At 67.4% G+C, this 14,030-nt stretch carries 12 protein-coding genes and 1 pseudogene; 5 read left to right on the forward strand and 8 right to left on the reverse strand.

Going from position 1 to position 14,030, the window contains the following annotated elements:
- Together MLGJGCBP_RS46005 and MLGJGCBP_RS46010 are read left to right on the forward strand one after the other, a co-directional pair.
- Positions 1–443: pseudogene (locus MLGJGCBP_RS46005) on the forward strand (transposase); the annotation flags it as partial.
- 778 nt (positions 444–1,221) lie between these two features.
- Positions 1,222–1,452: a hypothetical protein gene (locus MLGJGCBP_RS46010; protein ID WP_007297128.1), complete on the forward strand. Its 231-nt coding sequence runs from the start codon at positions 1,222–1,224 to the stop codon at positions 1,450–1,452.
- A gap of 602 nt (positions 1,453–2,054) precedes the next feature.
- On the opposite strand, the gene MLGJGCBP_RS46015 is transcribed toward MLGJGCBP_RS46010, so the two are convergent.
- The 3 genes from MLGJGCBP_RS46015 to MLGJGCBP_RS46025 all read right to left on the reverse strand — a co-directional run bounded on the left by MLGJGCBP_RS46015 (position 2,055) and on the right by MLGJGCBP_RS46025 (position 3,759).
- Positions 2,055–2,477, reverse strand: a complete 423-nt coding sequence (locus MLGJGCBP_RS46015) for an SDR family NAD(P)-dependent oxidoreductase (RefSeq protein ID WP_080512618.1) — start codon at positions 2,475–2,477, stop codon at positions 2,055–2,057.
- 224 nt (positions 2,478–2,701) lie between these two features.
- Positions 2,702–3,031, reverse strand: a complete 330-nt coding sequence (locus tag MLGJGCBP_RS46020; protein ID WP_007297130.1) for a YnfA family protein — start codon at positions 3,029–3,031, stop codon at positions 2,702–2,704.
- Positions 3,028–3,759: a MerR family transcriptional regulator gene (locus tag MLGJGCBP_RS46025; protein ID WP_007297131.1), complete on the reverse strand. Its 732-nt coding sequence runs from the start codon at positions 3,757–3,759 to the stop codon at positions 3,028–3,030. The genes MLGJGCBP_RS46020 and MLGJGCBP_RS46025 overlap by 4 nt, the downstream gene beginning before the upstream one ends.
- 322 nt (positions 3,760–4,081) lie before the next feature.
- Here MLGJGCBP_RS46025 and MLGJGCBP_RS46030 point away from each other — a divergent pair, with 322 nt between their 5' ends.
- The 3 genes from MLGJGCBP_RS46030 to MLGJGCBP_RS46040 all read left to right on the forward strand — a co-directional run bounded on the left by MLGJGCBP_RS46030 (position 4,082) and on the right by MLGJGCBP_RS46040 (position 5,797).
- Positions 4,082–4,465, forward strand: a complete 384-nt coding sequence (locus MLGJGCBP_RS46030; protein WP_039951123.1) for a hypothetical protein — start codon at positions 4,082–4,084, stop codon at positions 4,463–4,465.
- 14 nt (positions 4,466–4,479) lie between these two features.
- Positions 4,480–5,010 (forward strand): hypothetical protein, encoded by a 531-nt coding sequence (locus tag MLGJGCBP_RS46035; RefSeq protein WP_007297133.1) that lies wholly within the window; start codon positions 4,480–4,482, stop codon positions 5,008–5,010.
- A gap of 112 nt (positions 5,011–5,122) precedes the next feature.
- A complete protein-coding gene (locus tag MLGJGCBP_RS46040; protein ID WP_007297134.1) occupies positions 5,123–5,797 on the forward strand; it encodes a response regulator transcription factor in 675 nt (224 codons plus the stop codon).
- On the opposite strand, the gene MLGJGCBP_RS46045 is transcribed toward MLGJGCBP_RS46040, so the two are convergent.
- The 5 genes from MLGJGCBP_RS46045 to MLGJGCBP_RS46060 all read right to left on the reverse strand — a co-directional run bounded on the left by MLGJGCBP_RS46045 (position 5,773) and on the right by MLGJGCBP_RS46060 (position 13,910).
- On the reverse strand, positions 5,773–7,191 hold the full coding sequence (locus MLGJGCBP_RS46045; RefSeq protein ID WP_007297135.1) for a sensor histidine kinase: 1,419 nt from the start codon (positions 7,189–7,191) through the stop codon (positions 5,773–5,775). The genes MLGJGCBP_RS46040 and MLGJGCBP_RS46045 overlap by 25 nt on opposite strands.
- Positions 7,192–7,228: 37 nt before the next feature.
- Positions 7,229–11,686, reverse strand: a complete 4,458-nt coding sequence (locus MLGJGCBP_RS46050; RefSeq protein WP_160094861.1) for a non-ribosomal peptide synthetase — start codon at positions 11,684–11,686, stop codon at positions 7,229–7,231.
- A 52-nt stretch (positions 11,687–11,738) separates the two neighbouring features.
- A complete protein-coding gene (locus MLGJGCBP_RS46055; RefSeq protein WP_007297138.1) occupies positions 11,739–12,386 on the reverse strand; it encodes a HemK2/MTQ2 family protein methyltransferase in 648 nt (215 codons plus the stop codon).
- A 232-nt stretch (positions 12,387–12,618) separates the two neighbouring features.
- A complete protein-coding gene (locus MLGJGCBP_RS51045) occupies positions 12,619–12,780 on the reverse strand; it encodes a hypothetical protein (protein ID WP_007295704.1) in 162 nt (53 codons plus the stop codon).
- Entirely contained in the window at positions 12,777–13,910 is a 1,134-nt protein-coding gene (locus MLGJGCBP_RS46060) for an IS701 family transposase (protein ID WP_160094863.1), read from the reverse strand. Before MLGJGCBP_RS46060 ends, MLGJGCBP_RS51045 begins: the two co-directional genes overlap by 4 nt.
- Between the last annotated feature and the right edge of the window lie 120 nt (positions 13,911–14,030).

A 14,030-nucleotide genomic window follows, 5' to 3' on the forward strand; every position in this document is an offset into this window, starting at 1 on the left:
GAGCTGATCGACGTCCTCGACGCGCACGAGGGACGATTCTTCGACCGGATCGCCGCCGAGTTGCGTGGCCATCCTGGCTATCGGGCGATTCAGGCGCTGCCCGGGGTCGGCCCCACCCTGGCGGCGGTGTTCGTCGCGGAGATCGGTGACGTGCACCGCTTCGCCGACCCCGGCCACCTGTGTTCGTGGGCCGGTCTGACCCCCAAGCACCGCGAGTCCGACACCGTCGTTCACCGCGGGCACATCACGAAGCAGGGCTCCAAACTGGTGCACTGGGCGGCGGTGGAGGCCATCCAACGGGAACCCGCCGGCACGAAGATCTCGGTCGACCGCCAACGCATCGAGGCCCGCCGCGGCCGGAACATCGCCAAGGTCGCCGCGGCCCGCAACTGCTCACCCTCGTCTACTACGGGCTGCGTGACGGAGAGATCCGCGCGTTGGCCCCAGAGGGCAACGGCGTGAGCACCCCGGACGCAACACGCGCGCGGCCGTTGCCAGGTCTGACCCCCGTGCCAACGGCGTGGTCGTCGTCCTGATTGACCCCGCGTATTGCCAGCGCACCGCTCCATGCCCGCACCGCCGGGCGAAGGGATGACCGGCCAGCCGAGGAAGCTCGGCCCTGCCCAACCCCATACGCATCACACTGGAGACGTTGCACCACAACCACATAGCGAAACCGAATCGCGTCGTTTGGTCCTCGACCTGTTCTCGGGCTCATTCCAGTGTGCGCCGGGCCGGGCCACCGTCAAGACCATTCGTCCTCGCTCACGCTGCGGGCGCTGCGTCTTGACCCCCGGCCCTCACCCAGCGCTGTCCGCATGGAGCCGAAACAGGAGCGCCTTGTCGTCGTGGATCATCGCTGCCCGCCGATCTGCGCGAGGGTGTCGACCACGTAAAACGCGACCCTTGACAAGGCCCCGCCTCTTCAGGGATGACCTGGCTCGTCACCGCGCTCGCGGACGTGGCCGTCGCCCGCCTCGTCCGTCCCGGAGGACGACGAATCGTACGTCCTCGAGGTTCTCACCACCTCGCCGATACCTCCGGCGGGCAGATGGACTGCGCCAGTTGAGTGACCCCCGACAGTTGACCGCCGCACCTCATGGGTGTCGCTCGGCGGACCACGTACTGAGGTTGGGCGGAGGAGTCCGCGCGGGCGCCGTCGCCGCTGTCAACGACGGTCGCGACGGATGGGTGTATGGGTGTCGCCCGAGTCGGCGAGGGATGCCGGCCAACTCGGGCGAGTCGCTTGTTGCTGCGATGGTTCTGACTTTGCGCTTGACGCGGGGCTGCGCCGGGCTGGATTCGGTCGCACAATCGGAGGAGGAGACAGAGGCAATCCTGCCGGAGGTGGGTGATGCGCTGGGAGGCACCGGCGCCGGTGCCATTTCCAATGCCGATGCGGTGGTGGCGGCTCGGACCGTGGAGCCGCAATCGCCTGATGCGCCGCGGTGACCGTCTCGAGGCGGTGATCATGCTGCTCGCTGCGGTGTTGATGGTGATGTTGGTCCCGTTCGCCGCCGCGTATGGGACGGCGACGCACACCCGGCTGGAGCAGCAGGCGCAGGCCCTGCGCCGCCGTGCATCAGGTGCCCGCGGTTCTGCTCGGGGACGCCCAGCCCGCCCTCGACAGAACCGATGCCTCGCGCCGTTTCGTCGGGAACCGGGGCTATGTCCCCGTCCGATGGTCGGCGGCCGGTAGTGACCACACCGGAGTCGTCTCCACCGACCCGGATGCACAGGCGGGCCAGACGATCAACGTCACCGTCGGTGCCGACGGCAACCTCGCCGACACCATCAAGTTGGGCCAAACGGTGGTCACTCCCCTTGCCAAAAAGGTCTTTCGCTGTTGCGAAGAGCATGACACCGCAGGATCGGGGCCACCGAGCTTCATGCCAGTTCCTCACAAAGCCGGGACGATCCCGCGGTTGCCGCCTCATATTCCCCAACGACCCAGAAACGCAATACGATGCATTGCTTATACTTTCGCCAACTCATGGTCAAGTCGACCTACCGTTGGCGCTACGCCGCCCAAGCGCACGAATGCGACTGGACCCCTAACTAACTCGCAGGTCGGCGCCGCCGGCAACCATGAGCGTCGTGCCGACTATGTATCGTGCGCGATCAGACGCTAGGTACGCGACAGCATCAGCGATATCCTGTGGATCGGCGCATCCGCCAAGCGGCACCGCATTACCGAGGGTCTCGAGGATATCCCGCTCGCGAGCAGAGCTCGTCGGGGCTGCGATCGGGCCTGGCGCTACGGCGTTGACCCGGACTCCATGCGGCGCCGCTTCATACCCCACATCTCTGGTGAGTGCGACTACACCGGCTTTGGCGACCGCATAGGCCACGTGATTCACGGTGTAGTGAAATCCCGCCATCGATGCGATGTTTACGATGCTGCCGCGACGCGCGTGAATCATCCCTGGAAGCACGGCCCGGCAACAGAGGAACACTGATCGCTGGTTTGTGTTGATGACCCGATCACAGCACCATTACGCCCCACACGCAGCACCGGTCCGCACCCCCAGGAGTTCGGGAGCCGGGCAGAGTCAGTGCTACACCACCGTGAACCCGAGCGACTCCGCCGGCAGATACATCAACTCCTTTCGCCCCCGGCAGAGCGCAACCCGATCCATCCGATCCCGGACCGCATCACACGCCCCGGTCCTCACACCTCCCTTCACTGGTTCGTGTGGGGTCAGCGCGGCGAGTACATGATGACGGCGAGTCCGACGAGGCAGATCAGTGCGCCCGTGACGTCGAAGCGGTCTGGTCGGAAGCCGTCCAAGGCCATGCCCCACAGCAGGGAGCCGGCAACGAACACTCCACCGTAGGCGGCCAGGATGCGGCCGAAGTTCGCGTCGGGCTGCAGAGTGGCGACGAAACCGTACGCGCCGAGGGCCAGTGCGCCGAACCCGGCCCAGAGCCAACCGCGTTGTTCGCGCACCCCTTGCCAGACGAGCCAGGCGCCGCCGATCTCGAAGATCGCGGCGAGCACAAACAGGGCAACGGATCTGGCGACGGTCACGGCGCCGTCGGGGTGATCAGGTCGTCGATCAGGGCCCGCGCATCGGCCGGGGCCGTGATCGTCAGCGCGACGGTGTCGCGGTCGAAGCCGAGGGTGAAGTCGAGGAAGGCGCAGCAGTGTTGTTCGGCCACGATCAGGGCGGCGAGCTCGGCAGCGGACTCGGCGGGCACGGTGACCCGGACCCCGGTATCGACCTGCTCGCGGGGGCATCCGTCGAGGAGGGAGTGCCAGGCGTCGATCCGGGTGCGGTAGTCGTCGCCGTCGAGGGTGCACGCGATCGGCCGGTCGGCCGTCGCCACGTCCATCCCCTGCACGGTGACAGGGTCGAGGAGAAAGGTGCACTGCGGGTCGCAGCGGTCGGCACGGTCAGGCAACGAGTCGAGCCGCCCGCGCGCGGCGACGAGTTCGGTGTGCAGCCTGGTCAGCTCGTCGATCCCGTTGGCTGCCTCGGTGATCCGGGCGTCGAGGGCTGGTCGCAGCTGCGATTTCACCGACCGGCAGGCCTCGTCCTCCCACACCGTCAGCAGCTCGAAGATCTCCGGCAGCGGCAGATGCAGGCGCTTGGCCGCGGAGATGAACCGCAACCGCTGTTCGGCGTGCTCGTCGTAAAGGCGGTACCCGGAGTGCGAGCGGGCGGCGGGCAGGAGACCCACCTGCTCGTAATAGCGCAGCGTCGTCGCGGGGACACCGCTGCGGCGCGACAGTTCGGAGATCAGCAACTCGGCCATACCGGCCACGGTAAACCTTCGAGTCCACTCGAAGGTCAACCCCTGAAAGGGCCCGATATCGACGCCTCACCCCCTCGTTCACCGGCGCCGAGTGAGGGCTATCGGGCTCGGTTGGTCAGCGGGCGGCGTGCGGTGACGCCTATCAACGCCAGGCGCTACTTTCAGCACTTTTTCAGCGGCCAGCGCGAATCATGGCGACCATGTCGACCGGGTATCGGGGAGCGCCTCCCCGTGAGACAGTCGCGGCCCGTGTGGCGCTCTGCCAGCTTGTTCCCAGCCGACAGCCAGGGTGCTGCCGGACACCGAAAGTAGGTTGACCACTATGACGAAAAAGAGCGTCCAGTTCGGTATCCCGCTTCTGATTTCTGCCGGCCTGCTTGCAGGATGCAGCTCCAACGACAGTGGCACCGGGTCATCGGCGAGTCCGACAACATCGGTGGTTGCGTCCTCCACCATGACCCCAGGCGGCAGCGGCAGTGCCACGGAGGTCGCTCAGGTAGATCCGAACACGGCAAGCCAGAGCCAGATCCAGGCGGCGTTCGAGGCAGCCGGAGTCAGCAACGCGGGTAAGTGGGCGAAGGAGGTCACCGAATACGGCCCCTACAGTCCCGACACGATATCCGATACCTTGACGAAGGAATTGGGCAAATACGGAATCGATCAACAGACTCTGGACACCATTTTGAGTGTCCTGGCCCCGCAGTAGGAGAATGAGCGGCCATGCACGATGAGGTTGCCCCGGAACGCGGCGGCGCGCGTCAAGCACGACTCGTCGCGCGGTTTCAGGCGGCACTGCTTGCGCTGTCGGTGCTCTCGTGCGCGTTCGTCGCAATCGAACTGGCATCGCTGCGGCACTGGAGGAGCACCGAGCAGATCGTGCCGTGGATTGTGCTGAGTGTGCTCTTCTGCTCGACGTTGATCGTCGTGTTCAACCGCTCACGGATCGCCATCGTGCAGGCTCGGCTGGTTGCTCTGTGCGCCGCTCCGGCGGCTCTGTTCGGGGTGTACGAGCACGTGAGCGCGAACCTCGACACCGGCGTCCTCAACCACAAATACACATGGGCAGAGCTGCCCGGCTGGGAACACCTCTGGCTGGCATCGACCGGGGCTGTCGGTGGTACACCGGCGACCGCACCGCTGGTGCTCGCGCTGGCCGGGGTGCTACTGGGTTTGGCGACCGTCGGGATGGCACCCGGCGCAGCCCGGGACGACCTCGCCAAGAGGGTCGCCGTATCCCGGGTGCGGACGTGACCCGACCCGGGCGATCGCGCTGACACCGGCGCTGGAGGGACCAGGTGATGGTGGTACCCCGGTCGTACCGTTGGGGTCCACTGGTTGCGGGAATGTTGTGGAGGAGGCGGCGGTGCGGGTGTTGCTGGTCGAGGACGAAACGCGCCTGGCCGAGACGGTGCGCCGCGGTTTGGTGGCTGACGGGTGCACCGTGCAGGTCGAACACGACGGCGTCGCCGGGCTGGCGGCTGCGGTAGGTGGCGGATTCGATGTGGTGGTCCTCGACATCATGTTGCCTGGCAAACACGGGTACGACGTGGTCCGGGAGATGCGTCGGCAGCAGGTGTGGACGCCGGTGCTGATGCTCTCGGCCAAGGACGGCGAATACGACCTCGCCGATGCCTTCGACCTCGGTGCCGACGACTATCTGATCAAACCGTTCTCGTTCGTGGTGCTGATCGCCCGGTTACGGGCGCTGGTGCGGCGCGGCGCCCCGCCGCGACCGCCGGTCCTGAGTGTTGCCGGACTCTCGTTGGACCCGGCGATGCGGCGGGTCACCCGTGGGGAGACCCGCCTCCAGCTCACTCCCCGCGAGTACAGTGTGCTCGAGTTCCTGATGCGCCACGCAGGCTCGGTCGTCACCAAACACGATATTCTGCAAGCGGTGTGGGACGCCAATTACGAGGGCGACGACAACATCGTGGAGGTCTACATCGGCTACCTTCGCCGCAAGATCGATGCCCCGTTCGGCACAACGAGCATCGACACGGTCCGCGGCGTGGGCTATTCGATGGGTTCGGAGGAGTAGCTGTCGTCGCCGATCGGAAGGGTGACGACGAAGTGTGCACCCCCGCCTTCATGGTCGCGGACCTCGATCGACCCGTGGTGTGCGGCAACGATTTCGGCGGCGATGGCGAGACCGAGTCCGGAACCACCGGATGCGCGGGTTCGGGGAGTGTCGAGGCGGACGAACCGCTCGAAGATCCGGGCCCGGTCCGCGGAGGCGATGCCCGGCCCGTCGTCGGCCACCTCGATCACGGCGCTTCCCTCGCACCTGCGGCAGGCGAGGGCGATTCGGGTGTGTGCGTGGCGGACGGCGTTGTCGACGAGATTGCGGACCAGCCGGGCCAGCTGCTCCGCATCCCCGGCCACCCGGACAGGGTCGACGGCGGCGGCGACCACGATGCCGGGAAGGCCCCGGAGGCGGGCGCGTTCGGCCAGGATCAGATCGTCGATATCGACGTCGACGCGCAGGTGGGTCAGTGAGTCTTCGTCGGCACGCGCGAGCAACAGAAGATCTTCGAGCAACGCATGCATCCGCCGGGCTTCGGGAAGCAACGACTCGTCGACCAGGGCCGTGTCGATCAATTCGGGACGGGATTGTGCGAGCTCGAGGGCGGCGGTGATGGTCGCCAGCGGGCTGCGCAGTTCGTGCGAGGCGTCGCCGACGAAACGCCGCTGGGCCAGGTGCCCGGCCTCGAGCCGCGCGAGCATGCTGTTCATGGTGACCGCGAGATCGGCGACTTCGTCCCGGGCCGCGGGCACGGGAACCCGTTCGTCGAGTTGATCGGTGGAGATCGACGCCACACGGGCGCGGATCCGCTCCACCGGGCGAAGTGCCGCGCCGATGAGCCGGTAGGTGGCGACGGCGACGAAGCCGATGACGATCGGGGCACCGATCGCCAGGAGCGCCGCGACAGTGGCCAGGACACCTTCGACCGGTTCGCGGTCGGCGCCGGTGACCACGGTGACCGGCCCGTTCGGGGACATGGTGCCGTGGGCGGCGACCCAGTAGTCGCGTTCGTGCCCGAAGTGGAGGTTTCCGAGGTAGGCGGACTCGCCGGGTGGCAGCGGGGCGGCAAGGACCGGTGACGACGGAATCCCGGCCGAGGTGACGAGCACGCTTCCCTGGTTGTCGAGGATGTGGACGGCCCCGATTTGGCCGTCGGTCGCGAGCAGCGATGCGTCGAGTTCCTGCGGCGGCTGAGAGTGGAGTTGCTCGATGATCTGGTGGGACCGTGAGTCGGCGGCGCCTCGGGCGGAGTGTTCGAGATTGCGGTACAGCACGAACAGGAGCGCACCACCGGCGAGGAGCAGGCACACCGTGACGGCAAGGACTGCGGCCGCGGTGGATCGCACCCGCACATTCCAGTTTCCGGGGTGCAGGCTGCGGCGGTCCATGGTGTTCAGTGTGACCGACACCGTGTCCGCCGCCCCGGCACCGGTGCGGCGTCGGATCTCATCCGACGGCCTCGGCGAGGATGGTGCGCAGCACGGGGAGGAATCCTGCGACGGTATCGTGGTCGAACAGATCGGCCGAATACACCAGTTCACAGTCGATGCCGGCCGGGTGGCCTTTTGCGCTGTGGTGGTCGGTGAAGTGGAAGTGCAGATCGCATTTGGCGATATCCAGTGGTTGCGGTGCGATCTCGAACTCCAGTCCGTCGCTGTCGAGGGTGGCGGCGGTGAAGTTGTTCAGCGATAACGCGACCTGGAAGAACGGGTGCAGCGACGGCGACCGGGGCGGGTCGAGCACGTCGACGAGGTGCTCGAACGGGACATCGGCGTGCGCGAACGCGTTCAGCTCGGTGGCGCGCGACTGGTCGAGAAGGTCGGCAACGGTGGTGCCTGGGTCGACCGTCGAGCGGAGAACGAGAGTGTTGACGAACATGCCGACGACTTCGTCGAGGTCGGGATGGGTGCGCCCGGCCGTCGGTATGCCGATCGCGATCGTGCGCTGCGAGGACAGGCGTGCGAGGAGCAGGGCCAGCGCGGAGTGCAGCACGGTGAACAGGGTCGCTCGCCGTGCGTGCGCGGTGGTCAGCAGTGCTGCGTGGGTTTCTTCGTCGACCGCGAAACTCAGACGGCCGGCCGCGTAGGTCCAGCGTTGTGGACGGGGTCGGTCCGCCGGCAGCGTCAGTTCCCGGGGCAGCCCTGCCAGTTCGGCCTTCCAGAAGTCGATCTGACGGGCCGTGAGGCTGCCGGGATCAGCGTCGTCGCCGAGAACGTCGTGCCGCCAGAGACTGTAGTGCGCGTATTGCACCGGCAGCGGCGCCCAACTCGGTGCGGTGCCGGCAGCGCGGGCCGCGTACGCGGTCAGCAGGTCGCGGGCGAGGACTGCCAGCGACCACCCGTCGGCGGAGATGTGGTGGATCACGCACGCGAGCAGGTGCTCCTCGGGCCCGGTGGCGAACAGTGTGGCCCGCAGCGGCGGTTCGCTGCGAACGTCGAAGCCGCGGTGCAGCAGAGGGCGGGTGTGTGCCGGGAGGTGGGATGCGCTCACGTGTGTCGGGGTGAGGTCGGGGACGGCGTCGCCGGCGTCGAGGACCCGCTGGTGGGGGCCGTCCACCGAATCGGGGTAGATCGTGCGGAGCGGGTGGTGCCGGTCGAGCACGTCGGCGGTGGCGCTGCGCAGCGCCTCGATGTCGAGGGCACCGCGGATCGTGACGGTGAACGGGAGGTTGTACAGGGCTGGGCGGGTGGCGGTGCGATCGAGGAATTGCTGCGCTGGGGCCAGCGGAACCCGCTGGGGCAGCGGTTGTGTTGCGAACGCGCGCAGCGAGGAGAGTTCACCCGACTTCGGGTGTTCCTCGGCGAGAAGCTGGGCGAGGGCGGCTACGGTGGGGAACTCGAACAGATCGCGCACCCCCAACTGGGTGCCGAAATCGGCGTTGAGTGCCGCGATCACCCGGGTGGCGGAGAGCGAATCCCCACCGAGGTCGAAGAAGGACGATTCCGCGTCCACCACGTCGGTGCACAGTACCCGGGCCAGCACCCCGGCCACCGCGTGTTCATCGGGTGTGCGCGGCGGCCGCGCCGAGGGAGCGGCGGAGCCGAAGTCGGGGGTCGGCAGGGCGGCCCGGTCGAGCTTCTTCGTCGGCGTCAGCGGAACGTCGTCCAAGACGGTGATCACCGCGGGCACCATGTAGTCCGGCAGCAGCTGGGCTACAGCCGTCCGCAGCATCGCCGGGGTCAATGCCGACGACGTCCGCAACAGCACATACGACACCAGCAGTGCATCCCCCGCCCTGTCATGGACCACGGTCGTCGCGAACCGGACATCCGGGTGCTCGCGTAGGGCGGTGTCGATCTCGCCGAGTTCGATCCGGAACCCGCGGACTTTGACCTGGTCGTCGCTGCGACCGACGTACTCGAGTGTTGCCTCGGGTGTCCATCGGACCAGATCACCCGTGCGGAACAGGCGGGAGCCGGGTTTGCCGAACGGATTGGCGACGAACCGGCCGGCGGTCATCCCTCCTCGGCGCGCGTAACCGCGGGCCAACCCTGGGGTGCCGAGATACAGTTCGCCGACCGCGCCGGAGGGAAGCGGCCGCAGGCGCCGGTCCAGCACCACCGCGTCGACGCCGCGCATCAGCGCCCCGATCGTCACCGGCCGATCCGGGGCCATCGGGGCGCTGAGCGTGACACTGCACGTGGTTTCGGTCGGGCCGTAGGCATTGCGCATCGTCCGGTGGTGCGCCCAGCGCGCCACCAGTTCCGGTGGACACGCCTCACCGCCGACGAGGACCAATTCCACATCGTCGAGGCCGGCGGGGTCCACCGTTGCCAGTGCCGACGGTGTCGACAGCACGTGGGTGACACCTTCGCAGCGTAGGAGATCGGCCAGTTCGTGGCCGCCAACCACATCCGGCGGGGTCACCACCAAGGTGGCGCCGGCCAGGGCCGCAGCGAGGACTTCGACCAGAGCCGTGTCGAAGCTCGGCGAGGCGAAATGCAGGATCCGCGAGGTGGCGGAGAGGGCGTAGTGGTCGCGGATTTCCTGTGCGAGATTGGCCAGGCCGTCGTGGGTGACGACGACACCCTTGGGTGCACCGGTCGACCCGGACGTGTAGATCACATACGCGGCGTTTTCCCGGCGCACCGGGCGCGGTGGGCGCGGTGGCGGCACGGCGAGGGCGTCGAGGGCGTCGAGGGCGTCGAGGGCGTCGAGGGCGTCGAGGGCGTCGAGGGCGACGGTGAGCCATCGCAGTGTGTCCGGCAGCTGGCTCCGGGTGTCGGAGGACGTCAGGCCGGCAACAGGTTTGCAGTCGTCGAGCATGTACTGGATGCGAGCGCGCGGATGCGTCGGGTCGATGGGGACATAGGCGGCGCCGGTGGCCGCGATCGCCCACACGGCGACCACCGATTCGTACGAGCGGGGTACGGCGACCGCCACGAGGTCTTCCGGACCGATGCCGGCGCCCAGCAGCGTGCCGGCCAACGCGGTCGAATGGCGGTCGAGGTCCCGGTAGGAGAAGGATCGTCCGCGGTCGCGGACCGCGATTCGCTCACCGGATGCACCGAGGGTGGTGGTGAGTAACTGGGTGAGGGTTGCCGGTTCGGCATCGGCCGGGCCGCGCGCCGGTGTCAGGACCTCGCGTTCCCCGGGCAGGAACAACTCCAGATCGGCCACCGCGGAGTCCTGGCCGATTGCGGCTCCGAATGTCTGCAGGAAATGGGTGAACCGGCGGTGGTGGCTGCTCAGTTCTCTCTCGCCGTAGAGGGCGGGGTTGGCTTCGAAGTCGATCCGCGGCATCAGATCCGTGGAGCCCGGGTAGATGTTCACCGCCAGATCCGCGGTCGGACCGGTCGTGAGAACGTGCACCCGACCGGTGACCGCACCGAGGTTGATGTCCGGTTCGAACAGCATCAAATTCAGCACGGGGCCGAACGAGGTGAGCTCACCAGTGGCCGTGCCGCGCTCACGACCGATGTCTTCGCGCCGATACCGCTGGTGGCGCAGTGACGCGATCAGTGCCGCCCGCGCGATTCCGATCGCTTCCTCGACGGTCGTGGCCCCGATCCCCGGCAGTGCCAGGGGCACCACATTCGAGACCGAACCCGTCGCAGCCCGCAGCGGTCCGGTTGTGCGGGCCGTTACCGGAAGGGACACCATGACGTCGTCGACGTCGGTCATCCGTGCCAAGTAGGCGGCGAAGGCCGCGACGAGGACAGCGGTGCGATCGAGGACGGACCGGCCTCCGGGCATCGGCGTGGAAGACACCACCGTGGGGTGGCCGGTGACCCGGACGGCGGGCCGAGGCGCAGCGCTCCGTCCGGCGAGGCTGACCACCGGTGGCAGATCGGGGGCGAGCCTGGCCCAGTATTTACGGTCGGTATCGAACCGCGGGGACGATCGATAGTCCCGATCCGCTCGGCTCAACTGCTCGGGCCCCACCACCCGATGCGGATCCGGCTCGTCGCCGCCGAGCGCCGCGGCGTACCACTGCGCGGTCCGTTGCATCAGCAGCATTGCCGCATATCCATCCAATGAGAGGTGGTGGGCACGCGAATACCAGAACACACGATCGTCACCGACCCGCAGGACACGCGAGAAGATCAGCGAGTAGTCGTCCATCGCGAGTGGGACCGTGCAGTCACGTCGCATCCACTCCCGCGCGAACTCGGCCGGGTCGCGTTCGGCGCGGAAGTCCAAAACCAGGACTTGACCTGCCGATCGAGTCCTCTCACGTTGATACGGTTGTCCGTCGACGTCGGCCAGCACGACCTCCGCGCCCAGTTCGTCCATCGCCCGCGTGTGCGCCTCGCACAGCTTCTCCACCTCAATGGGCCCGGTCAGATCCACGTACTGGGCGATGACGTAGGGCACGTCGGGCGTCAGCTGCTGGGCAAGCCAGATCGCCTGCTGCGCCGCGGTCAGTGGCACCAACCGGCCGGACGACCCCGAGGGCGTCATCGGTGACCTCGATCACACGCGGCGCGCACGCCCGACCGCGTCAGCTGGGTGCTCATTTGACCGCCCGGAACACTACGAGTTCCTCGGTGCACTGCTGTGGCCCGATCAACCCGCGATCAACGAGAAGATCCCGTCGCGCTTGCAGCACCGGACCGAACGGGACGCGGACACGGCGTGCTTCCTCAACGTGTAAGCCGCGTTCCCCCAGCATTAATCGCGTTTTCTCCGTGCCGCTCAGCGTCGATTGCACGAGCACCAGCCGTCCCCCGTCGTCGAGGAGGTCCGGGGCATCGCCGCAGATCCGGTCCAACAACGCCCGTCCCTCGTGCCCGGCGTCCCAGCACCGCGCACGACCTCTCGCCGGCAGCCCATCGTGCTCGGCAGGAACATAGGGTGGGTTCGCTACGATCAAGTCGAACCGCCGGTGACGTACTCGTGACACCAGATCACCGCGAACAACCCGCACACGGTGCCCGCGAACCGCCGTATTGAGCCAGGTACTGACCAACGCCCGACGCGAAACGTCGACTGCGGTCACGCTGCGCGCACCGTACCGAGTCGCCCACACGCTGACCACCCCAGTGCCCGCACACAAATCCAGAATCCGCGTACCCGCATGCACCTGCTCGTCGCCGAGCGATTCCAAAAGAAGCCGCGAATCATGCTGGGGCCGATACACACCCGGAAAACGAATGATCACCAACGCCCCTTCCTCCCAGCCGCCCGTCAGCGCAGCGATCCAAATCTGATCGAAGTGCGCGTTCAGCTGTCACAGCTCGGATCACCATGCCGAAGCAATGCCGTGCATGGCGCGCGGGACGAAACCGCTGTCCTTGTTCGGTTGTCGATGGTCACTTTGCCAGATCGTCACACACACAAGCTGAAAGAACGCTGAAAGCCGAGGTGGCCGCCCACTAGTACTGCAACGGCACTTATGGGAGGTGTCCGCGACGTCGGTAGTGGGAAGTGCGGGCCTGGTGTTGTCGGCGCCGTCGCCAGTTCGACCAGGACCAGATGTGCTCGTCGGGGTGGGCGTGTCGCAGGATCAGTTGCACGAGCAGGCGGCGGATCTCGGGTAGCGTGTAGCCGATCATGCCCTGATCGTCGATCCCGATTCCCCTTTTATAGCTTGGGTTTTCGTCCCGGCGAGCCAGGCGAGGGCGAGCATCGACAAGGTGATGTGGGCGTACCAGGCCCGGTAGGTCCGCACCTGGTACTGGTCGAGGCCGGCCTCGTTCTTGGCCTGCTGGAAGCATTCCTCGACCCGCCACCGGGAGCCGGCGATGGTGGCGAGTTCGGTGAGCGTGGTGCGGCGGGGTCCGGCGCAGATGTAGTACGCGATCTCGGTCGGATCGGAGAGGGATCGGCGGGCGAGCAGCCAGTGCCCGCGCCCGGGTGCCCAGGCGATCCGGATCGGGATCCGCACCCAGGAGTATTCGCGCCGGCCGTGCGCGCCATCGCCGACGGAGATCCGGCGCCACTGCTTCGCCGGGACCGCGGCGATCATCTCGTCGGCGCGACCGGAGCGGCCGTGCGGGGTGAACACGTCGTCGTTGCAGCGCGTGGCTAGGACGTAGGAAATATCGCGTTCCTCGAGCCAGACCCGCAGGTACTTCACCTGCCCGTAGGCCTCGTCCGCGGTGACCCAGGAGAACGGGACCTGTGCGTCGAGGGCGCGTTCGATCATGTGTTGCGCCAGTCTCGGTTTGGTCGCGAACTCGATGTCGTCAGTGATGCCGGCGGCGCGGCACCGGTCGCGGTCGGAGGTCCAGGATTCGGGCAGGTACAGTTCCCGGTCGATCAAGGCGTGGCCGGCGCCGCTGGCGTAGGCGAGGAAGACGCCGATCTGGCAGTTTTCCACCCGCCCGGCGGTGCCCGAGTACTGGCGTTGCACCCCGGCCGAGCGGGTGCCCTTCTTGAGGAATCCGGTGTCGTCGACGATCAGTACACCGGCCGGATCGCCGAGCCGTTCGACCACGTAGTCACGGACGTCGTCGCGGACGCCGTCGACGTCCCAGTCCGCGCGCCGCAGCAACCGTTGCATCCCGTCCGGGCTGATCTCGCCGGCCCGCTCGGCGAGGGTCCACCCGTTCTTGCGTTCCAGACCCGCAACCAAACCCGTCACATATTCACGGACTCGGGACCGCGGCTCCGACCGGGCGAACCGACCGGAGATCCGCTCATGCAACGCTTCCAACTCGGCAGCAACCAGATCGAGGACCACACAATCAGTATCGCGTACCTGTCAAGCAAGTGCCGTTGCAGTACTAGGGCATGTCTCCCAATAACTTGAGCCACTCGACGATGCCGGCGAGCAGGAATCCGGCGCGGTAGGTGAGGGCGA

The sequence above is a fragment of the Rhodococcus sp. T7 genome (genome assembly GCF_009872365.1).
Classification (GTDB): Bacteria; Actinomycetota; Actinomycetes; order Mycobacteriales; family Mycobacteriaceae; genus Rhodococcus_F.